Origin of the sequence: Ferrimonas senticii DSM 18821 (assembly GCF_000422665.1) — a bacterium.
In the GTDB taxonomy this organism is placed as follows: domain Bacteria; phylum Pseudomonadota; class Gammaproteobacteria; order Enterobacterales; family Shewanellaceae; genus Ferrimonas; species Ferrimonas senticii.
This window is the reverse complement of sequence record NZ_AUGM01000001.1, coordinates 468,166-492,169: the sequence shown is the minus strand read 5'-3', so window position 1 is coordinate 492,169 and position 24,004 is coordinate 468,166. Positions and strand designations below refer to the sequence as shown.

22 protein-coding genes and 2 pseudogenes are annotated in these 24,004 nt (G+C 52.2%); 7 read left to right on the top strand and 17 right to left on the bottom strand.

What is annotated here, in order from left to right; translation table 11 throughout:
• Positions 1-18 precede the first annotated feature (18 nt).
• Both G506_RS0102270 and G506_RS0102265 read left to right on the top strand, forming a co-directional pair.
• Positions 19-702, top strand: a complete 684-nt coding sequence (locus tag G506_RS0102270) for a hypothetical protein (RefSeq protein WP_156904761.1) — start codon at positions 19-21, stop codon at positions 700-702.
• A gap of 6 nt (positions 703-708) precedes the next feature.
• The gene (locus tag G506_RS0102265) at positions 709-1,563 is read left to right on the top strand and encodes a glucosaminidase domain-containing protein (RefSeq protein WP_028115461.1); all 855 of its coding nucleotides are present in this window, start codon (positions 709-711) and stop codon (positions 1,561-1,563) included.
• A 63-nt stretch (positions 1,564-1,626) separates the two neighbouring features.
• On the opposite strand, the gene ttcA is transcribed toward G506_RS0102265, so the two are convergent.
• The 12 genes and pseudogenes from ttcA to ccoN all read right to left on the bottom strand — a co-directional run bounded on the left by ttcA (position 1,627) and on the right by ccoN (position 11,998).
• Entirely contained in the window at positions 1,627-2,601 is a 975-nt protein-coding gene (gene ttcA / locus G506_RS0102260) for a tRNA 2-thiocytidine(32) synthetase TtcA (RefSeq protein WP_035386893.1), read from the bottom strand.
• Between the two features lie 62 nt (positions 2,602-2,663).
• The gene (gene uspE, locus G506_RS0102255; RefSeq protein ID WP_028115459.1) at positions 2,664-3,596 is read right to left on the bottom strand and encodes a universal stress protein UspE; all 933 of its coding nucleotides are present in this window, start codon (positions 3,594-3,596) and stop codon (positions 2,664-2,666) included.
• Positions 3,597-3,700: 104 nt separating this feature from the next.
• Complete coding sequence (locus G506_RS0102250) at positions 3,701-4,480, bottom strand: FNR family transcription factor (protein WP_035386892.1); 780 nt, start codon at positions 4,478-4,480, stop codon at positions 3,701-3,703.
• An 18-nt stretch (positions 4,481-4,498) separates the two neighbouring features.
• A complete protein-coding gene (locus G506_RS0102245) occupies positions 4,499-5,188 on the bottom strand; it encodes a sulfite exporter TauE/SafE family protein (RefSeq protein ID WP_028115457.1) in 690 nt (229 codons plus the stop codon).
• On the bottom strand, positions 5,181-5,366 hold the full coding sequence (ccoS, locus tag G506_RS0102240; protein WP_028115456.1) for a cbb3-type cytochrome oxidase assembly protein CcoS: 186 nt from the start codon (positions 5,364-5,366) through the stop codon (positions 5,181-5,183). The genes G506_RS0102245 and ccoS overlap by 8 nt, the downstream gene beginning before the upstream one ends.
• A 9-nt stretch (positions 5,367-5,375) precedes the next feature.
• Positions 5,376-7,748, bottom strand: a complete 2,373-nt coding sequence (locus tag G506_RS0102235; RefSeq protein ID WP_028115455.1) for a heavy metal translocating P-type ATPase — start codon at positions 7,746-7,748, stop codon at positions 5,376-5,378.
• A gap of 15 nt (positions 7,749-7,763) precedes the next feature.
• Positions 7,764-8,240 (bottom strand): FixH family protein, encoded by a 477-nt coding sequence (locus G506_RS0102230; protein ID WP_028115454.1) that lies wholly within the window; start codon positions 8,238-8,240, stop codon positions 7,764-7,766.
• Positions 8,241-8,418: 178 nt separating this feature from the next.
• Positions 8,419-8,658, bottom strand: a pseudogene (locus G506_RS21120) (c-type cytochrome); the annotation flags it as partial.
• Positions 8,659-8,814: 156 nt separating this feature from the next.
• Positions 8,815-9,768, bottom strand: a pseudogene (gene ccoP, locus G506_RS18500) (cytochrome-c oxidase, cbb3-type subunit III); the annotation flags it as partial.
• Positions 9,765-9,941, bottom strand: coding sequence for a cbb3-type cytochrome oxidase subunit 3 (locus G506_RS20595; RefSeq protein ID WP_084631080.1), 177 nt, complete (start codon positions 9,939-9,941; stop codon positions 9,765-9,767). The pseudogene ccoP and the gene G506_RS20595, both read right to left, overlap by 4 nt.
• 10 nt (positions 9,942-9,951) lie before the next feature.
• Positions 9,952-10,563: a cytochrome-c oxidase, cbb3-type subunit II gene (gene ccoO, locus G506_RS0102215; RefSeq protein ID WP_028115453.1), complete on the bottom strand. Its 612-nt coding sequence runs from the start codon at positions 10,561-10,563 to the stop codon at positions 9,952-9,954.
• A 10-nt stretch (positions 10,564-10,573) separates the two neighbouring features.
• Entirely contained in the window at positions 10,574-11,998 is a 1,425-nt protein-coding gene (ccoN, locus tag G506_RS0102210) for a cytochrome-c oxidase, cbb3-type subunit I (RefSeq protein ID WP_028115452.1), read from the bottom strand.
• A gap of 348 nt (positions 11,999-12,346) precedes the next feature.
• On the opposite strand from ccoN, the gene G506_RS18495 reads away from it, so the two are divergent.
• Positions 12,347-12,775, top strand: coding sequence for a hypothetical protein (locus G506_RS18495; RefSeq protein ID WP_156904760.1), 429 nt, complete (start codon positions 12,347-12,349; stop codon positions 12,773-12,775).
• 20 nt (positions 12,776-12,795) lie between these two features.
• On the opposite strand, the gene G506_RS0102195 is transcribed toward G506_RS18495, so the two are convergent.
• Positions 12,796-16,017 carry a mechanosensitive ion channel domain-containing protein gene (locus G506_RS0102195; protein ID WP_028115451.1) on the bottom strand — a complete coding sequence of 1,074 codons (3,222 nt, stop codon included), beginning with the start codon at positions 16,015-16,017 and terminating at the stop codon, positions 12,796-12,798.
• 1,039 nt (positions 16,018-17,056) lie between these two features.
• Positions 17,057-17,248: a hypothetical protein gene (locus tag G506_RS0102185; RefSeq protein WP_028115450.1), complete on the bottom strand. Its 192-nt coding sequence runs from the start codon at positions 17,246-17,248 to the stop codon at positions 17,057-17,059.
• Between the two features lie 261 nt (positions 17,249-17,509).
• Between G506_RS0102185 and G506_RS0102180 the strand changes: the two genes are divergently transcribed.
• Together G506_RS0102180 and G506_RS0102175 are read left to right on the top strand one after the other, a co-directional pair.
• Positions 17,510-17,926, top strand: coding sequence for a hypothetical protein (locus G506_RS0102180; RefSeq protein ID WP_028115449.1), 417 nt, complete (start codon positions 17,510-17,512; stop codon positions 17,924-17,926).
• 151 nt (positions 17,927-18,077) lie between these two features.
• A complete protein-coding gene (locus G506_RS0102175; protein WP_028115448.1) occupies positions 18,078-19,118 on the top strand; it encodes a tyrosine-type recombinase/integrase in 1,041 nt (346 codons plus the stop codon).
• A gap of 14 nt (positions 19,119-19,132) precedes the next feature.
• On the opposite strand, the gene G506_RS0102170 is transcribed toward G506_RS0102175, so the two are convergent.
• A complete protein-coding gene (locus G506_RS0102170; RefSeq protein ID WP_028115447.1) occupies positions 19,133-20,404 on the bottom strand; it encodes a tyrosine-type recombinase/integrase in 1,272 nt (423 codons plus the stop codon).
• Between the two features lie 91 nt (positions 20,405-20,495).
• Between G506_RS0102170 and G506_RS0102165 the strand changes: the two genes are divergently transcribed.
• Together G506_RS0102165 and fabA are read left to right on the top strand one after the other, a co-directional pair.
• Positions 20,496-22,253 carry a S16 family serine protease gene (locus tag G506_RS0102165; RefSeq protein ID WP_084631078.1) on the top strand — a complete coding sequence of 586 codons (1,758 nt, stop codon included), beginning with the start codon at positions 20,496-20,498 and terminating at the stop codon, positions 22,251-22,253.
• Positions 22,254-22,321: 68 nt separating this feature from the next.
• Positions 22,322-22,858 carry a 3-hydroxyacyl-[acyl-carrier-protein] dehydratase FabA gene (gene fabA / locus G506_RS0102160; protein WP_051201826.1) on the top strand — a complete coding sequence of 179 codons (537 nt, stop codon included), beginning with the start codon at positions 22,322-22,324 and terminating at the stop codon, positions 22,856-22,858.
• Positions 22,859-22,943: 85 nt separating this feature from the next.
• Here fabA and G506_RS0102155 read toward each other — a convergent pair whose 3' ends face one another.
• Positions 22,944-23,426, bottom strand: a complete 483-nt coding sequence (locus G506_RS0102155) for a glutathione peroxidase (protein ID WP_028115444.1) — start codon at positions 23,424-23,426, stop codon at positions 22,944-22,946.
• Positions 23,427-23,619: 193 nt separating this feature from the next.
• Positions 23,620-23,796: a ribosome modulation factor gene (gene rmf / locus G506_RS0102150; protein ID WP_028115443.1), complete on the bottom strand. Its 177-nt coding sequence runs from the start codon at positions 23,794-23,796 to the stop codon at positions 23,620-23,622.
• Positions 23,797-24,004 lie beyond the last annotated feature (208 nt).

Here is a 24,004-nt window from a genome sequence, read left to right as displayed (position 1 = left end):
ATCAAGCGTGCCTTTGTGATGGCGCGCAGTCACATCCAACCGTTGTTCGGCGCCAGTCTGTTGGTGCTGTTGTTTTTGATGACGGTAACGGTATTAAGCTTTGATCTGATGACCAGTTATCTGGAACTGGATACCAGTAGCGAGGCGGCCGTTGAACAAGCGTTGGTGCAGATCATGCAACCGCTGCAACTGGCGCTGCTGATCATCGCTGCGCCGTTTGAGGCGGGACTGGTGTATCTGGCGTGGCGTAAGGTGCGTGGCCTGGATGCGCCAGTGAAACAGGTGTTTAGCCCGTGGGCGATGGCAACGCCGCTGATTGCGATTGCGCTGATCTCATCGGTACTGGCGCAGTTAGGGTTAACGCTGTTCATTGTGCCGGGTTTGTATCTGCTGGCGGTACTTAGCTTAGCCAATCTGTACTATCTGTTTCGCCGCGGCTCGCCAATTAAGGCGATGTGGGAATGTGCCAAGGTGTGTCATCGCCAAGTGGTAACCATTGGTCTGTACCACTTGATTATGGCGGCAATTCTGGCAATCTCCGCAATCCCGCTGGGGTTGGGGCTGATCTTTACCGTACCGATGTTCTTCTACGGTAAGGCGTTGCTGTATATCGAACTGTTTCCACAGGAGCAGCAATCCGATGATTCAACGCCGCCACAGCAACCAACCAACAGTAGCTCTTCCAGTCATTTCGAGGCCTAATATTTAATGAAGTCAGGACGCATTAAACGGATTACTTTCGGGTTATCCGCAGTCGCTGTCGGCGTAATGATCATTGCCAGTCAAAATCCGGCACCGCAGCCAACGGCAGAGCAGTTGCCGGTGCAAAAAAATGCGCCAGAGAAACAAGCGCAAGCGGTGGCCAAAGTAAGCCAGCCGACAACGGCCACTGAGCCTAGTGCCGCGCGGTTACCGGACTTTGCCGCAATCACTGACGTGGCCGAGAAAAAGACGGCGTTCTTTAATTATCTGCGCCCTAAAGTGGAACAGCAAAACGCGCTGATCGCTGATGATCGCGCTTTTGTTGAGGCGCTGGCGCAAAAGATCGCAGCCGCATCACCGCTGTCAGAAGCGGACAGCGAGCGCGTCACCGCCTTGGCGGCACGCTATCGGCTCGATTTGCGCCAGTTGGACAGCTCGGCGCTGGCGATGCTGCTGGCTCGGGTCGATACCTTGCCAATCGAAATGGTACTGGTTCAAGCCGCCAACGAATCGGCGTGGGGAACCAGCCGATTTGCCAAGATGGGCAACAACCTGTTTGGTCAGTGGTGTTTTAGTAAAGGCTGTGGCTTAGTGCCTAACTCGCGCACTGCTGGGCTGCAACACGAAGTAGCCAAGTTCGACAGCATCGATGCATCGGTACGCTCTTACTTGCTGAATATCAACACCAATGCCGCCTATCAGCAGTTGCGTGATGTGCGCGCGCAGTTGCGAGCCGCGCAGCAACCGGTAACCGCAGATAAGTTGATCCCAACCCTGTTGGCTTACTCCGAACGCAAAGAAGCGTACGTTGAAGAGTTGCTGGCGATGCTGCGTCATAACCAGCGCTGGTTAAAATCGTAACCGCCCGATAGATAGCAAAACGCCCGCAATCACTGCGGGCGTTTTTTTGGTTAAGCGTCAGCGTTATGGCTGGAACACTTGCACGACGTCGATGGCGTTGGCTTCGCGTTTACGATCCAAGTTGATGTTGCCTGAGTTTTCGATATCAAGGAAATCGAACGCTGGCAGATCGGCATCGGCTACTTGGCCTTCAAACTTAGCGTTGGGATCACGCTTCAGGTTTACAAAGTCAAACTGCTCGCGGTCAACCATTTGCGATGGTGCGGTGTTTTGCATCGCGGTAAAGATGGTTTCAATTCGACCCGGGAACTGTTTATCCCACTGGATCAGCATCTCTTTAACCTGTTTACGCTTCAGGTTTTCTTGGCTGCCACAGAGGTTACACGGAATGATCGGGAACTGGCGCAGATCGGCGTATTCAGCAATGTCTTTTTCACGGCTGTAGGCCATTGGGCGGATCACCATGTTGGCGCCATCATCGGACAGCAGCTTCGGCGGCATCGCTTTCATCTTACCGCCAAAGAACATGTTCAAGAACATGGTCTCGATGATGTCATCGCGGTGGTGACCCAGCGCGATCTTGGTCGCGCCAATTTTCTGGGCAAAGCCATACAGGGTGCCACGACGCAGACGTGAACACAGCGAGCAAGTGGTTTTGCCCTCTGGGATCTTGTCTTTAACGATGGAGTAGGTGTCTTTTTCCAGAATGTGGTAAGTCACCCCTTGGCTCGCCAAGTAGTTTGGCAGAATGTCTTCTGGGAAACCCGGTTGCTTCTGATCCAAGTTAACCGCCACCAGCTTAAATTGTACCGGTGCGGCGCGCTGTAGATTCTGCAGGATATCCAGCATGGTGTAGCTGTCTTTGCCGCCAGAGAGACACACCATCACCACATCACCGTCTTCGATCATGTTGTAATCTTCAATGGCGCTACCCATTTCACGACGTAGACGTTTTTGCAGTTTGTTTAGGCGGGTTTTCTGTTTTTGGCTGAGCTCTTCCACCAGGGTTCCTCGAGATACAACGAATAGGGCGGGCATTGTACCGAAACTTGCAGGCGGGTAAAGCCCCAACCGCAGTCGGGGCGTGACTAAATTAGGCGTTAATCGAGGGTAACTGGGCTAACGAAATCTTCCGGCTTAACTGCCATCAGATCGCAGTTGAGCGAATCAATGATGTGCTCGGCGGTGTTGCCGATCAGCGCTGCCGATAGCCCGGTACGACCGATGGTGCCGATCACCACCATTTCCGCATTCAAGTCTTCAGCAACATCGGGGATCACATCCTCTGGCATCCCCTCGGCCACGTGGCAGTTCTGCTCGGCGAGTTGATGCCGTGCTGCTAGCTCGTGGATCCGAGTTTGGTGGTGGGTTTTTAGGGTGTTGTTGTAGGCGGTGGCGTCAAAGTCTGGCAACTCGACGGCGATGTTCACTGGCGTGCCTGGGTAACCATTAACCAGATGGATTTCGGCATTATTGACCGAAGCAACGGTTTTAGCTGAGCGCACCAACTCGTCATTAAGGGTTAGGTGGGCATCGTCTTCGCTGCCAACATTAACCGCCACTAAGATCTTCGCCGGCGTTGGCCACTGCTGCTCTTTAACTAACATCACCGGCACTGGCGCTTTGCGCATCAATGACCAATCGGTCGGGGTGAAGATCACCGACTTGAGTTTATCGTGCAGTTTGCTGGCTTTAACAATCAAGTCAACCTGATGACCAAGAGCGTACTTGATGATGCTTTCAAAGGGACGGTTGTGCCAAGCCAATTCGATGTTGATTGCATAACCATCTTGGCGCAGTGGCTGCGCTAGCGATTCGAGCCAAAGTTGCCGCTGTTTCACTACGCCTGAACGCAAGGTTTCGCGATCTTCGGAGGAGAGCATCGAGGTCATCTCGTAAGAGAAGTCATAGATGCTCATAAAGAGAGTGATTTGTGCCTCTTTGGCTTGGCACAGTTGCGTAACGCGAGTTAAGGCAGGTTGTGTCTCACGACTTGGATCAATGACGACGAGAATGTGGTTATAGGCGCTCATGCCAGCCTCCAGTGAAAGTCCATTCACCTTAATCGTGGCATGAGTGAGCCAAACTATGTTGATTCAGATCAGTTTTATCGCAACCTTTTACTGTGAAACAGCGACTAATGACCGGTTGTGCTAGCTAAGCCCGCAACCCGAGTGAGGGTGTCGATTTCGCGGATATTGATGTACTTGCCTTTGACATCAATCCAACCGGCTTTTTGGAAGCGGCCAAGCAGACGAGAGATAGTTTCTACCGTCAATCCAAGGTAGTTGCCGATGTCACCTCGGGTCATGGTTAGGCGGTATTCACGGCTGGAGAAGCCACGGTTACCAAAACGACGGGCGAGGTTGGTCAGAAAGGCGGCCAAGCGCTGTTCGGCGTTCTTTTTCGACAGCAGCAGGATCATCTCTTGATCGGAAACGATTTCGTTACTCATCAATCGCATCACTTGCTGGCGTAGTGCCGGCGATTGGGCGGACAACGAATCTAAGGTGTCGTAGGGGATCTCGCACACCATGGCGGTTTCCAGCGCTTGGGCAAAGCTTTGATGGCTTTGTTTATGGATGCCGTCAAAACCAACGATGTCACCGGCCAAATGGAAAGCGGTGATCTGCTCTTCGCCGGATTCGGTAATGGTATAGGACTTTATCGAGCCGGAGCGAATCGCAAACAACGACTTTAGCGGTTGGCCTGATTGGAATAACAGGTCGCCTTTTTGAATCGGCCGTTTGCGTTCAATGATGGCATCGAGGCGGTCAAGCTCGGTCAAACTTAGGGAGAACGGGATGCATAGCGATTTCATGCTACAGCTGTGGCAGTGGATCTCGTTGCCTAGCACCATTTTACGATCCAGTGGGGTTTTGTTGCTGTCTCTGCAGCCAGATTGCTCAAACGTCATCCTTATACGCCTACTACTTCAAAGCAATTGATGTAACGCAATATATGCCATTTGTATGGCATAAGCAATTAACACTATAGCACTAATTTTTTTAACGTTTTTGTGCTGAATTAGGGTCGCAAGCGAGTCGGTTGCAGCGCCCATGGCAAAAAGCGCAGGCAATGTGCCAAGACCAAAACCGAACATGATTAAGGCGCCATCTAGCGGGTTGCCGCTAGCCAAAGCCCAGGTCAGAGTGGAATACACTAACCCACAGGGCAACCAGCCCCAGATCATCCCAGCCGCAACCGCTTTGGCAGGACGGTCGACAGTGCCAAGCTTGGTCCGAATTGGCGTTAACAAACGCCACCAAGGGCGCCCCAACTTTTCGATAACAACTAAGCCGTAGAACCACTGACCAAGGTACAAACCCATTAACATCAGCATAACGGCGGCGGCCAACTGCAGCAGGCTGATGAGGCTATCCAGTTGGCTAATGGTGGTCAGCGCGGCACTGGAGGCACCGACCAGCAACCCAGCTAATACGTAACTGCTGATGCGGCCCAAATTGTAACTTAAGGTAAACCTAAGCCGTCCTTGCAGGGTTAAGCGTTGGCTGGCGGGCAGGCCTTGGCTGAATGCGCCAACAATGCCGCCGCACATCCCAAAGCAGTGACCGCCGCCAAGCAAACCGACCAACATCGCTGCGAAGAACGAATAGTCACTCATTGCTGTGGTTCGATTGCTGAGAAGATTGCGGCTTAGTGCGATCTTCATCAAACAGAATGGATGAGCCGGCGCGGTCCAGATCCTCATACTGTTTACTGCGCACTGCCCAGAAGAACACCGCCACCGCAATGGCGACAAACAGCATCGCGATTGGGATAAGCAGGTAGATGATCTCCATGATTGGCTCCTAAGTTTTGTCTTTTAACAACCGTAAGCTGTTGCCTAACACCGCTAACGAGCTCAGTGACATACCCGCCGCGGCCAAATAGGGTGGCACCAAACCGCACACCGCCAGTGGCACCACTGCAGCGTTGTAGCACAGCGACAGAGTTAGGTTTTGGCGGATGATCCGATGAGTTTGTTTGGCAATAGTAATTCCGGTTAACACCGGTGCTAAGCGTGACCCCAACAAAATGAGATCGGCGCTGCACTGCGCCAGATCCGTACCTTGTCCCATCGCCACCGACAGATCAGCACCAGCCAGCACAGGCGCGTCATTGACGCCATCACCAAACATCGCCACCCGTTGGCCGCGCTGCTGTAACTGCTGCATCTGCGCCAGTTTTTGCTCTGGTGACAAGCCAAAGTGGGCGTCTTCGAGGCCTAGCTCTTGTGCCAGCATTACGGCTTGAGGGTTGGGATCGCCGGAAAGCATGGCGCAGTGGTAGTGCGGGCTCAGTTGACCGATGGTGTGTTTGGCATCAACCCGCAGTTTGTCCGCTAATACGAATCGCGCTAACAGTTGCTGATCATCAGCCAGATAGATGCCATCTTCGCTGCTGGCGCCACAAAACTGGCCCGTGCCGATACGATAGCGTTTACCATCGATGCTGCCGCTGATCCCTTGGCCGAGGTGATTTTGGTTATCGCTGGCACGCCATTGCGGCTGCGCATAAGGCCGAAACGCCTGGGCGTAAGGATGACTGGAGTGGGCTTCCAGTGCGGCGGCAATCGACAATACGGTGTGGTTGTCGAGCGTCGCCAGCGGTTCGACCGTCGTCAAGGTAAATTGCCCTTCGGTCAAGGTACCGGTTTTATCAAACAGCAAGCTGGTAAGTTTTGGCAGGGTTTCCAGCACCCGCGCGCTGCGCACCAACAAGCCATGCTCGGTCATCTTGGCGGTGCCACAGGTTAATGCCGCCGGCGTCGCCAAGGCTAATGCACAAGGGCAGGTGGCAACCAGCACCGATAAGGTTACCCAAAACGCCTGTTCAGGTTGGTAAAAGTGCCAAAACAGGTAGGTGGCTAAGGCGAGCAGCAGCAGCGCCGGCACAAAGTAGTTGGCAATTCGGTCAGCCAGTTTGGCGATCTCTGGTTTGCTGGCGGCAGCGGCCTCTTGCAAGCGCACGATGGTGTTGACCCGCATCGCAGCGCCGACAGCGGTAACTTTAAGTTGTAACGGTTGCTGCAAATTAATGGTACCGGCATATAAGGTATCGCCCACGTTTCGCGGTACCGGTTGCTGCTCGCCGGTCAGCATCGCTTCGTTAATGTCGCTTTGGCCGGCGATGATCACCCCATCGGCGGGAATGCGTTCGCCCGGTAAGACACGGATAACGTGGTCGCAACTGAGGCCGCTGGCGGCAATCTGCTGTTCGCCATCGGCGCTGATCAGCCGCGCCGTTAGTGGGATCAACTTTTGCCGGTTACTGGCGTGTTCGCTGGCTTTGCGCCGAGCACGCTGCTCTGCCAATCGACCCAGCAACAAAAAGAAGGTAAACATCGATACCGATTCAAAGTATACCTCGCCAACCCCAAGCCAAGTGGCTTTAACCGATGCGCCATAGGCTAGCAAGATGGCAATTGATACCGGTAAGTCCATATTGATACGGCCACCAAGCAGGGCACGGGTGGCGCTGAAATAAAACGGCTGCGCTGAATAGAGCACCACTGGGGTAGCAAACAGCAGACTGACCCAACGAATAAAGTCCCGATAGTGGCTTTCTAGGTCGTGAAAGTAACCGGTATACAGCGCCACCGCGAGCATCATCACTTGCATGGTGGCAAGCCCAGCTAGACCGACCCGCAGCAGCAGTTTTTGGCTTTGCTTGGCGTTTTCCTGCTCTTGGCTGTCTAACTGAAACGGCGCCGCGCGATAACCGATGCTGGCGATCTCTGTCAGCAGTTGTGACAGCTTATAGTCGTGCTCTGGCCAGCTAAGCAGGGCCCGTTGAGTGGTGGTGTTGACGTCAATTCGTACCCCAGCCAAACGGTGCAGGTGCTTTTCAATCAACCAGGCACAGGCGGCGCAAGAGATCCCATCGATCGACAACAATACTTCAAGTCGCGGCTTACCACCTTGTTGGCTGTTGGCGATGAATTCGTGCTGCACCTCTTGCAAGTCATAGGCGGCAAGACTGGCGATTTCGCTGGGTAAGTCCTGTTTGGCGCCAGGTTCTGTGCGGTAGCGGTAGTAGTCGCTAAGACCAGCGGCGAGGATTGCGTCGGCGACGGCAGCGCAGCCGGGACAACACATCGGCTGAGACACGCCATCGATAATAGTATGGAATTGGCTGCCGGCGGGAACTGGCTCGGCGCAGTGAAAACAACGTAATGACACAGCACGCTCTTACAATCAGTTAAACCAGTGACCACCATCGACGGGCAACATCAGCTTTTGTTGTAGGCGCCAACTGCCGTCGTAGTTGTCGATCTGCACGCGCCACTTACCGGTTAATGGCTGCTCGGTATGAAGCCGATAGATACCATCGCCTGAGGCGGTGACGGTTTGCTCAAAATCGTTGGCGGCGATGGTGGCGTGATGAAAGCGGATGGTCAGCGCGGTGCCAATACGGTCACCGCCGTGTTGCGATAGCAGTAGCTGCCTGCCTTGTTGTTCAAGCTTAAACACCAGCCCCAATTGGCTAGCGCGACGCTGGCGGCTTAAGTCTTGATTAATGCCTTTGCCCTCTTTGTAGTAATCCTCTGACACCATTGAAAAGGGTGAGGTACTGGCCAAATAGAAGGTGTAGGTCGACGCGCTCACTGCGCACAGTGGCAGCACAATCAAAAACCAAGGCCAAAACTGCTTATACCAAGGGGTAGGGTTCATCGATACTTCCTTCTATCGACACCGGCGGCTTCGAACACAATGGCCGGTGAGTGTTACAAATCCAAAGGGATAGGTGGGCCCCATGCCTTTGCACTTGCCGTTAATCGTCAGTTGGTTACTTAAGTGACTTACCTCCTTAGTTGAAAAAGCCCCGCCGAAGCGGGGCTTAGCGTTGTGATTACTGGCTTAAGCCGTAGACATAGCCACTGAGCACTTCGACTTTGTCTTCGCCGAGCATGGTTTCCCACGCCGGCATATTGCCCAGCTCGCCATTTCGACCTTTCATCAGAGTTTCCTTAATGTCGGCCACGCTGCCGCCGTAGATCCACTCGTTGTCGGTCAGATTAGGGAAGTTACCCATCCCTTTGGCGTCTTGACCGTGACAGACTGCGCAGTTAGCGGCAAACAAGCCTTTACCGGCCTCGGTTGCCGCGGCGTCTTGATGCATTTCAGTCATCGGCAATTTGGCCAATTCGGCAAAGTCCGGCTCGTTACTGCTGGCGGCGGCACCCGGTGCAGCAGGGCGGGCTTGCACTTGCTCGACGGTTTCAACCACCGGCGCGTCTTTGCCCAATGACAAGCTGTAAACGTAAGCGGTTAGCAGATGCACCTTGTCTTCACCCAGCACGGTATCCCACTTTGGCATTTGCCCAGCGCGGCCGTACAGAATCGATTCGGTGATGTCGCTACGACGATTACCATACAGCCAGGTCTTGTCATTCAGACGCGGGGCACCCAATGCTTGGTTGCCTTCGCCGTTCATACCGTGACAGGCGAAACAGCCTTTTTGATAAGCGGCTAGTCCTTCCGGCGCCAAGGCACGGTCGAACGGCATTCCAGAAAGACTGCGGACATATTCCACCAATGCTGGCACTTCAGCGTCATCGATAGGCAAACCACCTTTTGGCGGCATCATGCCGTTACGACCGTGCATTAACGATGCTTTGATGATCTCTGGGGTACCACCATAGAGCCAATCGGTATCGGCTAGATTGGGGAAACCTTTGGAGCCACGTGCATCTGAACCATGGCATAGGGCGCAGTTTTGCAAGAACAACCGCTGGCCAATCTCTAAGGCCTCGCTGTCGGTCGCCAGCTCGGTTACCGGACGCGTAGCAAAGGCACTGAAAATTGGCCCGAAGGCAGCGTCCGCTTGGGCCACTTCACGGTCATACTGAACCATTAGGGTAGTGCCTTCGGCCTTCGCTGCAGCAGCGGCCGCTTCCGATTCGGCGATACTGGTAATGGCTTGGTTGGATGAACTCCAATTTAGCACCCCTGCGAAGTTACCAAAGCCCGGGAACAGCACCAGATAGCCGACCGAGTAGATGATGGTGATAACAAACATCACCGACCACCACTTCGGCAGCGGGTTATTGATCTCCTCGATGCCATCAAAGGAGTGGCCCATCGACTCGCCTTCTTTGACCTCGGTGTTGTTCTTTAGGCAGTAACGCAGCAATAGGTAGCAGCCAAGTAGCACCACAGTGGTGCAGAACATCACTAAAATACTTAACCCTGTACTCATGGGTTTAACTCCTTGTCGGCACGGGCTTGAGTGGTGCTTTCATCGGCAAACACCAAGTCCGCCGCCTCATCAAACGCCGGTTTACTGCGTTTGGAATAGGCCCAAGCGATGATGCCGATCATCGCGATAAATAACACCAAGGTGTAGTAAGCGTGGAAATCGCCAATAGTCATAATGCGCTCCTTACTTCAAACCGGTGCCTAGCACTTGCAGGTAGGCGATCAGTGCGTCCATCTCGGTTTTGCCTTGGATACTGGCAACGTCTTTAGCTAGCTCGTCATCGCTGCCATACGGCACACCGAAGTTATCGCGAAACAGCTGCATCTTCGCCAAGGTGTGGCTGCTATCCACTTGGTTCTCTTCTAACCAAGGGAAACCGGGCATATTCGACTCTGGCACCACGGCCCGAGGATCGATCAAGTGAATGCGGTGCCACTCATCAGAGTAACGGCCACCAACGCGCGCCAGATCAGGGCCGGTACGCTTAGAGCCCCACAGGAATGGATGCTCCCAGACGCTCTCACCGGCGACGCTGTAATGGCCATAACGCTCAGTTTCCGCTCTAAACGGACGGATCATCTGGCTATGGCAGCCAACGCAGCCTTCGCGAATGTAGATATCGCGACCTTCCATCTGCAACGCGGTGTAAGGCTCCAGACCATCAACCGGCTTGGTGGTTTGATCTTGGAAGATCAACGGCACAATTTGAGCGACGCCACCAAAAGAGATGGCAATCACAATCATGATCGCCAACCAACCGGCGTTTTTCTCGATGGTTTCGTGATTGAATTTCATCGTTTACTCCTTACGCCGCGGCTGGTTGTGGTTGGATTTCGCCTTGCTCGGCGGTCACGGTCTTAAACACGTTGTACGCCATTAGCAACATCCCGGTCAGGAAGAACACGCCACCGATAAAGCGGACGATATAGAACGGTTCGGTTGCTTTAAGGGCTTCGATAAACGAGTAGGTCAGAGTGCCGTCGGTGTTGACTGCACGCCACATCAAACCTTGGCTGATCCCGGCAAACCACATCGCTACGATGTACAGCACGGTACCGATGGTCGCTAACCAGAAGTGGGCGTTGATAAGCTTCACAGAGTACATCTGTGGCTGGTTAAACAGCACTGGGATCAAGTGATACACGGCACCGATGGAGATCATCGCTACCCAACCGAGCGCGCCAGAGTGCACGTGGCCAATGGTCCAGTCGGTGTAGTGCGACAGCGCGTTAACGGTCTTGATCGCCATCATCGGCCCTTCAAAGGTCGACATACCGTAGAACGACAGCGACACAATCAAGAACCGTAAAATGGGATCGGTACGCAGCTTATGCCACGCGCCAGAAAGGGTCATAATGCCGTTGATCATCCCGCCCCAAGACGGCGCAAACAACACCAATGACATCACCATCCCCAGCGACTGCGCCCAATCCGGCAGCGCGGTGTAATGCAGATGGTGTGGACCTGCCCAGATGTAGAGCGCGATCAGCGCCCAGAAGTGAACAATGGACAGACGGTAGCTGTAGACCGGACGACCCGCTTGCTTGGGCACAAAGTAGTACATCATCCCTAAGAAACCGGCGGTCAGCAGGAAGCCGACGGCGTTGTGGCCGTACCACCACTGCACCATGGCATCGACCGCACCGGCATAGACCGAGTAGGACTTCATCCCCGAGACAGGAATTGCCATCGAGTTCACGATATGCAGCACCGCAACGGTAATGATGAAGGCGCCAAAGAACCAGTTTGCTACATAGATATGGCTGGTTTTGCGCTTGATAACGGTGCCAAAGAACACCACCGCGTACATCACCCAAACCACGGCGATGGCGATATCAATCGGCCATTCCAGTTCGGCGTACTCTTTAGAGGTGGTGTACCCCAACGGCAAGGTGATCGCCGCGGCGACAATAATGGCTTGCCAACCCCAGAAGGTGAAGGCGGCCAATTTGTCAGAGAAGATCCGCGTTTGACAAGTTCGCTGCACCACATAGTAGGAGGTGGCGAACAACGCGCTGGTGCCAAAGGCAAAAATGACCGCATTGGTGTGTAGCGGTCGAAGACGGCTGTAAGTCAGCCAAGGGGTATTAAAGTTAAGCTCAGGCCAAATCAACTGGGCGGCGAGTAACACGCCAACGCCCATGCCGACAATGCCCCAGATAACGGTCATGATGGCAAACTGTCGTACAACGGTGTAGTTGTACTCGGTCTGCGGCAAGGTCTGGTTCATAGTTATGCTTCCACTGCAACTGCTGCGTTTTCGATACAGCTTGATGACGCCATGATGACATCGACACTGCACGATGTCCTACGCACAGTGATACCGATCAAGGCAACGCCATGTTACTTGAGCTATGTCAAAAAACCCAGTCGATGCGTGAGTTAGCTATTGATCTGTGTCAAATTTATCTACCATTGACCAACATTTGTTCACATCTTGTTATCGTTTCATTTGCAACCGCTGGTGGTAGCGATAATCTGGCGATGTGAAAAATCTAAGCTGCGGAAATTAATAGTGATTTTATCAGAGCTTAAGGTTCAAAACGGTTGTGATTGCCAGTGTGAAACTGGCGGACTTGTGACGCAAAAGTTAAAGATGCTGGCGGCGCTGGTAATGCTTACTGGTTGTCAACCGGTGGCGACCAACAGCGAGGTCATGCCACATCTTGGGGCGGCGGTTATGTGTGATTTTCAGCAGCATGAGTGCCAACAACAAGGCAATAGACTCACCCTGTTGCCGGCTACTGCACCCAGTGAAACACCACTTAGCTTGCAGTTGCAGTTAGCGCCGGGACAGACCATTGTTGCCGCGCAGATCACCGGCCGCGATATGTATATGGGGATGATCCCGGTTAAGTTTGATCAGCACGGCAGCGCGCAAACCATGGTTGGCAGTTGCGCGACTGATCATATGGTGTGGCGGCTGGCGGTGCGGCTGCAAGACCAAGGCGGAAAGCTGCAGACGCTGCATTTTGATTGGTTGGCGGATGCGCCCGTGGCTGAGTAATTATGCATTATTGCATCAAGCTAGCGCAGCAACAGATCCGGCGGATTGGTGCCGGTTTTAATGTTGATATCCAACTGCGGGAAGGCGATGTCGATCTGGTGCTCACGAAAGCGGGCATCGATATTACTGTTTAACTGATCCCGAGTTGACGCCAACGTGTCTGGCGTTTCAATGTAGCAGCGCAGTTCAAACATCAGGGCACTGTCGCCAAAACTGCTAAACAGTGCCAGAGGACTGGGTTCGCTCAATACGTCGCTGTGCTCATCGGCAATCTCAAGTAGTATCCGTTTAACCAATGGCACATCACTGCCATAGGCCACCCCAATGGGGATCACGATCCGGGTTATGCCGTCCGACAGCGACCAGTTGGTGAGTTGATCGGTGATAAGCGCTTTATTCGGCACCAGAATCTCCTTGCGATCCCAATCTTGAATGGTGGTCGCGCGAGTGTTGATGCGGGTGACCGTTCCGGTTAACTCATTGATAGTAATAATATCACCGACTCGAACCGGGCGTTCGACCAGCAAGATCAAGCCGCAGACCAAATTGGCAAAAATCTCTTGCAGTCCAAAGCCCAGACCAACCCCTAGGGCGGCAACCAACCACTGTAAATTGGACCAATGCAGCCCAAGCGCCGACAAGCCAACCCCAAGGGCCACCATCACCAGGGCATAGCGAAGTAGGGTGGTGATGGCATAGCTAACTCCTTTAGACATTGGCAGATGATGCAGTACCAGCAGTTCTAACACCCCAGGTAAGTTGGCCGCGGCAAAAAAGCAGATAGATACCAGTACCAGAGCATTTATGGCGGCACGCAGGGTAATTTTTTCGGTGATGGCACTGGCGCCTTCGCCGCTGCTGACCTCCCATACCACGATGTTATCCATCCATTGCAGCGCTAGTTCGGTATTGGCCAGTAGTGCTGAACCAAGCGCAAACAGGGCAATCAAGCTAATCAGGTTAAGCACCATTAATGACTGTTTACTCAGTTGTTCCACTTTAGCCATTGAGGTTAATTCTTGGTTAGCCGCCTCTTCGTCGCCTTGCTGTTCGGCCCGTTTTTGTAGTGCTAACTGATAGGCGCGATGGCTTTCTTCCACACGAAGCCAACGAAATCCAAGTTGTCGCAACAGCAGTACCAGCAACACCACTAACAACCCTGCGTGCAGGTAATAGATCAACGCCCACGCGGCATAGAAGTAGCCGGCGCAGATCAGCGCAATTGCCACCACTAAGATCAGTTCGATCGCCATCAACAATATTTTTGAGAGCAGGGTTGGTTTAGATTCGGAGATCAGCGCCAAAATGGCCGGAGTACTAAGTAGTCGCCAGTAAAACCCAAATAAGATGGCGGTAACGCCGATCAGCATCAGCCGCAATGCCGAACTTTCGGCATCCGCCGCCCACGCCTCGACGATTAAGATACCGATGGTGAAACAGTAAAACAGCGGCCGAAAGCGTTTGAGCAGTCGCCGTAATGACTGACAGCCGACCAGTGAAAATTCAAAGTGTCCGACAAACAACCCCTGTTGCCGGCTGGCTTGCAGTAGCCATTCCCATAGGTAGATCTGCACCATTGTCGCAATCAGCAAATGATATTGATCGAATGACGTAAAGTAGGGCGCATGGATGCTGGAGTAGATAAAGATTAGAAGCAGTGGCAACACCGGCAAGAACACCAATGCGGTGATCGCCACCGTAAGCGACAAGGTTCGCCCGTAGCGATCAGTTTTGGCATTGCCTAAGCTGCTGGCAAATTGTTGCTGCCAGTGTTTGAGTACGCGGCTGAAATGCCAGTAACTGATTAAACTTACGACAGTAACCAGCAGCCAGATAGCGAGCGCCAAATGGCGTCCAGCAAAGGTGTCTTTGATGAACTGCCAGCGGGCGCTTGATGAGGCATTGCCGAAAAATTCATGCCAGCGCTGTGGCAGTACTTGCCACAGTGGTGCTTGCCCTTGCAGCAACAACTGCTTTTCTCGCAAAAAATCTTTTTCAGCCGCGACCTCTTGGATCACTTGAGTTTGCAGCCCATTGAGTTCGGTCAAGATGGCGATGTATTGGTCATACTCGCTGAGCAACTGGTCGGTTAACTCCTGTTCAAAGTCAGCCAATTTATTCAGCGGCCTATTTTGCGGATCGGACGCAGAATAATGATTGCCTTGATGTTGGCTTAAGGTAAACCGCTGCAGATGGGCCTGCGCCAATTCGGTTTGATAGTCGCGATAGTTGTCGACCAGCGGCAGCCGTTTCAGTTGACCTCGAATCGCATCGGAAAACTCCGGGCTTTGCTGCAGCCAGGTGATCTGCTCTTTCAGCTGCGCCAAGGTGTGGCTGGTTTGTTGGCGGATCTGCTGCAGCCGCTGACGCTCTTGCTGTGCTTTGGCGGTTTCAATACCAAGTGATTCAAACTGCTTGGCAAGATCGGTGACGCTGGTGGTCAAGGCGGTTACTGAACTGTCGGTTTGTTGCAGTTGCTGAGTTTGCACATCAGCGACTAAGCGCGCGGCTCTGGCGATCATCTGTTGCCCAGACAACTGGTTAAGCTGTAACAGGCGCTCCGAGATCAGTTGGGTTTTAGTTTGATTTTGTTGCTGTTGCAGATCCAGTAACTGCAGATACAACTTAGACAGGTCTAACCGTGGTAATAGTGTTCGCTGTTGCAGTTGCAGTAATTGCAGGTGCGCTTGCTGTTCGCTAAATACGATCTGGCGATACCATTGTTGGCTAAGGTTGTCGCTCTGCTGCGGTTCCGTTTGCTGCAATTGCTTGAGGCTTTGCTCAATCTCGGCGATCTGTTGCGGTAAATTTTGCTGCAACCGCAGCAATTGTTGACGCTGTTCGTTTTGGTTGGCGATCTCAGCCGCCAACTGATTGCCAATTACTTTGGCATCATCGAGTAATTTATCCAATTCGGCGTCGGCCAGATCATTGTTAAGGGCAGGGGGCTTGGCTGCCACTAACTTATCAATCTGTTGCTGTCGCTGCTGTTTGATCTTGGCGGCTTGAGCGATCTGCTGCTGCAGCTCCGACTGTTGGCTTTGCCAACGTTGATAATCATTGAGCGCTTGTTGCGCCAACTCCAACTGTTTGATCGCCTCGCTGTTGGCTTGCGGATCACTTTGTAGATTTTGCAGTCGCTGCCGCAGATCGGTGGCTTCAGGCAAGGTTGCCGCCGATAGATTAGGTAATGACAACGTCAGCACTATTACCAGCAAATTGAGCATTGTTTTCAGCGCCATCTAGGTCGGATCCTGCAGCCAAAGCCAGCTTTAAGTTTAGCGGCCACTCGCGGATTTAGTGACCTGAATCACGCTACAACTGTCTGATTTTTCAGTTAACTGGCACGTGTCGACAGTGAAACAACCGACTTACTGTGGCTAAGTATTTGATTCAATGGGTTGTATTTTGATTAAAATATCCACAGCGATAATGCTGGCAGCAGGTTAGCAAGATGCTGAATTAACGGTGCATTGAAGTTATTTCGGATAAGTTTTTCTTAATCGAAGTTGGCATAATTTCTCGTTTGAAGCAGAGCCCAGAAAGCACGAAGATAGCGCCAACGAAACAACTTGTTTGTATCAAATTTCAGGAGTCAGTCATGACCGCTCAATTGAACCAACTGCGTGTACTTATGAACCGTGCTGCGATGGCACTGCCTTTCATGCAAACCAAGAAAGGTGGTCAGGTTCAGTTATCGGCGTTACCTGATCACGTTCTTCGTGACATCGGCTATCACTGTGAAGGTCGGTGTCCACGTGGAGAACACGTTCGTTAAGGTCCAAATAACGAATTGTGTCTGTCAGCACAAAGAAGCGAGCCCTTGGTGGCTCGCTTTTTTGTGCCCACAATCTGCTGGAACATTACCCGAGCGTGCAATAAAGCAGCACGCATTGCTGCATTAACCAACAGCGTGGCGTGGAAAAGGCTATTTAGGTATCGAATTTACCATTAGCTGTATGTATATACAGTTATTGATTGCAGTATTACCTAAGGAAAAGAAGTCAGATCAGCATAGAAAAGAGAGCATTCTGAAGCACATTGCTCGAAATCATCTATCAAATTCCTTATTTAACATAATATACATTGTGCGCAGTTGTATGTAATGAAGGATAATCGAGGGATCAGCGCAACTTGCTGCCATTTAGGCAAATGCCGATAAATAGGATTATCGGCATTGATGGCTGTTTTTCTCTGTATCGACCACGTCTGATCTCAGCTTCTGATCTCAACTACGGTTTTGCATATGCGCATTGTCAGGATCTTTTGTGCATCGGTTTTTTATGACTGATCCTGTTCGAGGCTTTGCAGCTGTTGCAGCAACTGTTGATGATCCGCCTGGGTTAACTGCTGATCCAGTAAGCCTTCGCTGTTGTCTAACGCGTACAGATCAAAATGTTGCGCATCGGTTTGGCGAATACCAAATCCGAGCTTGGCCGCCCGTTCGGCAAGTAAATTAAAGCACAGCGTCATGTCAGTAAATTCCAGTACCTACAGAGCCTTTAAGTTTAGCGACTGTTGCTGTGCCATGTTTGTTAGAACCATCATTGGACACATGTGATGACTGCCAATATCTCGCTTTACTAAACCTTGGAGTTTGTTGCCGGCACCATGGACTTCTTATCTCATGTGATCATTCTGGCTTCTTGTATCACATGTAGCATACTGATTTGCTTTTAAATTTACGCATCTATGGCTACAATCTTCGGCGATTTTTACCGTGTTACATGTGATATGCGCCCACTTGATCCCGACTTTATTGCCTTTTTAGTTAGCCGCACCGATCTGTTTTTAGCTCGATATATGAACTTTGCTGAGGTCGAATCGTGGCGCCACCAGGTGCAGAACCTGTTATTGCCGGACTGGCAACAACGTTTTTTGCAGTCTGATCCAACCCTAAGTCTGGAGCTGCATCGCTACATTTGTGACCAGTTTGGGGCCGAACAATTGCCGCTATTAAGGCGGCGTTACAACAGTTTTTTGCATCGAAATCGGGCTAAAACCAAAGCGATTGACCTTGATGCTGACGCCTTTGCTGCGCTGCAATTCATCAAAAAACGCTACCGTTTGGCCAGCAATTCCGAAGCAATCTGCTGGATGGTACGGGAATTGACTGCCCCAAATACCGCTTTAGAAGAGACCACAGGCTGACCCTGAGCATCCCCATTTGGGCACATCAGTGCCCTATCTATGATCTGCGTCGATCTTTTTAGATCAACTAATTGTCGTTAGTTGATCTAATGAATAAGGCTCAGTATCATCCGTCAACTTATTGTTTATATTAATAATTTATCCAAGTTCTGTGGATTTAGTTCAACTTCAGCGGGATCCCAACACCGCACTGATGCCGCACTTTACTGCGCGCATTGATCAGCAAGATCTCGACCGTTTAGCCGAAATTCATCGCGCTCGAGTTGCCCCCAAGACGTGGTTAGCGCGGCAATCGGATCTGCGTCAGTGGCTGGTGTGGTGTCAGGCTCATGGGGTAAATAGTAAGGCGCCGACCGCCGCCGATATCTGTTTGTGGCTCAGTCATATGGCCACCGACAACGCTCTAAACCGCTTAAAGTACAACAGTCAAACCGACGAGTCAGAACTGTATCGCGGCAGTGCTTTGGCGGTCCGGAGCATTCGCCGGCGCTATACCTCAGCCAAGTGGTTCTTTGATCAAATCGTGCCGCACAACAACCCTGCCCGCGATCCGATCGTTGCCCAACAATTGGCGGGTATTGCTCGGCTGCTGCCATCAAAACCGAAACGGGCTGCCGGATTACAAGCCCAATGGCTAACCCCATTATTGCAGGATTTTACCGAGCAGAGTTTCGTAGAACTGCGGGATAAATTGGTGATAGCCTTAGGTTTTGCCGGAGCGATGCGAGTCAGCGATTTGGCTAGTATTCAAATTGAACACATCCAACTGTACCCACAAGGTGCAGTAATTGGTTTTGAACAGCGAAAACGCCGCAACGAATACAGCCAGTTGCAGATTGTTGCCGGCCGTACTCCGGAAACTTGCCCGTTGCGATTGTTGGAACGTTATCTTGCCCAAGTCGGTGCCCATTTCGGCCCCCTACTTCGCCGCGCTAATCGTAATGGCTCGCCTTTGGCGAAGCCGATGCACCCGACATCTATCGCCCGGATCATTCAAAAACGTTGCGGCCATTTAAGTGCTGAGATCCGCGGCCACTCCTTACGCCGCGGCTTTATCGATTCGGCGCTGTCCCGCGGCGCGCCAATCAGTGAGGTGATGAAAGTTTCCGGCCATAAAGATCCTAAGACCTTGATGTTGTACTTGGATGAGTGCGGTCTATTCAGCAATCACCCCGGTGCCGGTTTGTATTAACACCAACTAAAGCGCTAATCCGCCAACCAATTGAGTGGTTTGGCCTTAGCGCTTTGATGGCGTTCAACCCGCGAAGTGTGTAGATATTTACTGGTGGTGTCGATGCTGTCGTGGCCGGCATCGGCTTGCACATGGGATAGCGGCCGTTGGTGAATATTGATGTCGTGGGAGATCCCCGAATGGCGCAAGCTGTGGGCACTGAGTTCCCGCATCTCGCGGGCGTCTTGGTCAAAGCCATCGACCATCGCCAAGTCGGCGCCACCGGCAATGATTTGATCGACCAATTCACGAATTTGCCGAACACCTAAGTTGGCATTGCGAATGCCGCTGTCACGTCCACGACCAGCGGCGCGATGACGAATAAACAGCGGCGTTTGCTCTTGCGGCGTTGGCAATTCACTAAGGCCAAGTTGGGTGCGGTAACGTTTAAGTGCGCTCAACATCTGATCCGACAGTGCTACCGTGCGACTCTTACCGCCTTTACTTATCGGCACAAAGAAGCCCCATACTCCGGTTTTTTGGTCACGGCGAAATTGTCCCATGGTTGGGCTATAACCTGGCCGCGCCGCCACTTCCGATACCCGCAGATAACAGCTGTAAAGCAGTTGCACCAAAAATAAGCTGCGCCCCTGCTGCTGTGGATCATGCTCAAGTTGCTGCTCGGCATACTGCATCACATATGACCACTGCAGATCGCTAAACGCTTTTAACTGCTCATTGTCTTCATGTTTGACCGCAGCACTGACGCCGAAGCGGCCAGTGCGAAGCAGCGTTGCTGCCGGATTGCGCTCGGTGTACTCCATCTCGATAAGGTAACTAAAGAACGCCGACAACAGTGCCAACTTGGTTTTGATAGCGGCGGGCGATAACAGGTATGGCCGTGGCAAGCCATTATCTGCCAGTTTGCCAAGAAACGGCCGCCAGTTAGGGTTGGGTAACCGCTCCTCTTTGCCACTGAATTGCGCTACGTTGCGATAGCCGATCCACTCGCTCGGTGGCGCCTGGCAAAACTCAAGATAACGACCAAGCCACTTGCGATCGACATCAGCGACACTGACGTGCGCCACCTGCCAGCACCAGATCAAAAAGGTGGTGAGTTCGCTGCGGTGGCTTTTGTAATTGTTGGCGTTGTGCTTTTGTTCAACCAGCCAGTCGATGGCGTGTTCATACAGCAAACCAGCATCGGCGCTTACCTGCAGGGTGTAACCTGCAAGGGTTTGGTTGATGGCATCATTAATCTGTTCGAAGCGTTCGACAGTGTCGAACAATGGGTGGGCAAAACTCATGTTTTTTCCTTAACTGTACATGCATACAGTATAGCGATAAAACGTCACTTCACCACCGCCAAGCCGTTGAAATTGCGGTAGCTGTGATAGAATGAGGGTTTTCCCTGCGGAGCTGTCTACTTTGCAATCGCTGCGTTTATCGCCTTCGGCTTTACAGCCACATTTTGCCATCGGCATCCCAACTGCTATCGAACAATCCCCTTGGCTGCTGGGCCAACAGCGTTGTATCGATGCGTGGTCGTTGTTTACCCGTTGTCGCGGCCAACAACTGTTTCTCTCTACCATTGGTGGTTTTGACAGTGAAGCGTTGATCCGCGCTTTGGAAGCACAGCAACCGTTGGTTAAACAGGCTGGGCACTTGGTGGCGATTGAGCAAGATGGCGCGCAGCAACTGGCAAAATTCAGCGCTGATGAATTTGCCGCTCGAAAAGACGATGGTAGCGTTACCGAATTGCAGCGACTGGAGCGGATCAAGTTCATCGATCAGCCGCTATCCCGTAAAACCTTGATCGGCACCTTGGACAAGCAAGGCCACTACTTCCCTGGCCTGTTGGCCAGCTGTGAGGTATTGGTATTACCGGCGGATGGCTTAATCGATAAGCCAAGCCGCTGGCACATTATCAAAGAAGCACTAAAGCGCGGCTATATCGCGTTTAGTGGCAGCGCCGTGCGCGTGCCGGTCACCTGCAAAGTGGTGATCATGGGTGATGTGCTTAGCTACGATGCCCTGCATGGTTATGATCCGGAATTTGCTGATCACCTGAGCCTACTGGCTGAGATCCAGCCGGAATGGTTCGTAGATGAAGATCAAGATGAGATGCTGTGGGCCCAGGCGGCCAACAACGTTGCCTTGGCTTACACCGGCCAAGCGTTAACCGATTGTGGGGTTGACCGACTGGCATTGTTCGCCTCACGTTTATGCGAGCATCAGCATCGGCTGACGTTGTGTTGGCATGAGCTTGGGCAACTGCTGGCGCAAGCCGATAATAGCCAAGCGCTCACCGCCGTGGCCATTGACGCGGCACTGCAAGCTAAACAGCGGCGCCATAACAGTGTCGAGATCTACGCTCAACGTAACGTCGAAGAAGCGATGGTACGAGTTGAGACCAGCGGCAAAGAGATTGGCCAGATTAACGGCTTAACCGTTGTCGATTACCTTGGCCACAGCTTTGGCGAACCAGCGCGGATCACCGTTTCGGTCCACTACGGTGATGGCGAAGTGGCTGACATCGAGCGCAAATCAGAACTCGGCGGCAACATTCACGCCAAAGGGATGATGATCCTATCTGCCTGTTTATACCGTATTTTTGGTCAAGACGAGCCGCTGCACTTAAGTGCCAACATTGTCTTTGAACAATCTTATCAAACCATTGATGGTGACAGTGCCTCACTCGCAGAATACTGCTGTTTGATCTCTACTATTGCTGATGTCGAAGTAAAACAATCGCTGGCACTGACCGGCGCAATTGACCAGTTCGGTAATGTGCAAGCGATTGGCGGCATTAATGAAAAGATCGAGGGCTTCTTCCATCTATGTCGTTACCGCGGCTTGACGGGAGAGCAAGGGGTGATTGTTCCTACGGCGAACTTGTGTCAGCTGAACTTGGACCAAGATGTGGTTGATGCCGTCGCGGCGGGCAAATTCCATCTTTATCATGTCGATAAAGTCGAAGACGCTTTAGCGCTGTTGACCGATGAAGAGGTTGGCCAAGCGGATGAGGATAATCGCTTTGCTGACAACACCCTGTACGGCAAAGTTCAACAACGACTCGATCTGATGGCCGGCGGTCCAGAACTGCCACCAAGTTGGTTAGCGCGTCTGAGAGATCGCTTGTTCGGTAACAGCTGATCGGAGTTGTTCAGTGTACAGTTGTTCGCTAATCTGAAGGTCCTTCAAAATTAGAGAGCTACAACACCATGGCACTAGCCGAAGCAATCGCAACAAACTGCGCATCATTTACCAAGGAAGAGTTGATCGACAGTGGTCTCGGCCAGTTATTCAGCAACAACTCCCCGCGCCTGCCAAAAGACAACATGCTGATGCTGGATCGGATCATCCACATCAGCAGTGAAGGCGGTCGCTATGGCAAAGGTGAACTGGTAGCCGAACTCGACATCAATCCGGATCTGTGGTTCTTCGATTGCCACTTTGAAGGCGACCCAGTCATGCCGGGCTGTCTTGGTTTGGATGCGATGTGGCAGTTGGTGGGATTCTTCTTGGCATGGCAAGGTGCCGAAGGCAAAGGCCGCGCTCTGGGCGTTGGTGAGGTTAAATTTACCGGTCAGGTATTACCAACCGCTAAGAAGGTGACTTATCGGTTGGATCTAAAGCGGGTGATCAACCGCAAGTTGGTGATGGGCATGGCCGACGCCACCTTGGAAGTTGATGGCCGCACAATCTACAGCGCTACCGATCTCAAAGTCGGCGTGTTCCAAGATACCTCAGCGTTTTAGTGGCATTGTCGCCCTATCTTGCAAAACAGCAGGCCGCGTAGTTACGCGGCCTGTTTTTATGGCAATCGCCAGCTAGTGCATATAATCAGCCCAGCAGTGCTTCGATGTCGTCTTTGATATTTTCAGGCTTGGTGGTTGGCGCGTAGCGTTTGACCACATGGCCGTTGCTGTCGATCAGGAACTTGGTGAAGTTCCATTTGATGTTATCCCCTAAGATCCCGCCCTTTTGCTTTTTCAGCCACTGATACAGTGGCAGTGCATTGGCACCATTGACCTCAATCTTTTTAAACAGTGGGAAGCTGATGTTGAACTGCAGATCGCAAAAGTTCTTCACCTCCTCATCACTGCCCTGCTCCTGCGATCCAAACTGATTGCAAGGAAAAGCCAGTACGCTGAAACCTCGTTCGCCGTACTGCTGTTGCAGTTTTTCTAGCCCTTCGTACTGCGGCGTAAAACCACACGCACTGGCGGTATTCACCACTAACAACACCTTACCCTGCCAGCTGTCGAGTTTAGTGTTGGCGCCATTATTTAGCGCCGCTTCAAATTGGTAGATGGTATCGGACATCCCTATTCCCTTTGTTGTGTCAAAATCGACAGGTTAGTAATCTGTCTCTGGTACGCCGATAGTAACAACATTGTTCGCCTTGTCTTTGATTAAGACCCCTATCGGTACGTTAGGCAAAATCGATTTGGCCGTATCAGTCCCTGCCAGATACAAACAAGCCCTCAACGTTGAGGGCTTGTGGTGGAGTGTCTCGTTATTTGTTGAACAGTCCGGTTATCTTGCCGTCTATGGCTTCTCGCCAGCCACCGAGCCATTGGCTTTTAACGTCGACGGATTGATAGGGGCACAGCTCTTTCGAGCGCCCGGTCAAGCCAGCTTGGTAACCGCGAGCATAGGCTCGCTCCATTTTATCCCGTTTCTGTCGCTTCATTGGCATTCCACCTTTCTTGCTTCAGTTGTGTTGAGTAAACATACAACGGGGCCTCACGGCCGACACCTCATAGTTGCTCGATCTTGGTTCAAGATCAACCACCCTGCCCGGGGTTATCAGCAACAATTTGTTAAGGCTATGAGATAACAAGATTACTTTTTAATGAAAAAGAGCGCCGTGGCGCTCTTTGGGGTGATGCAAGCGTGCT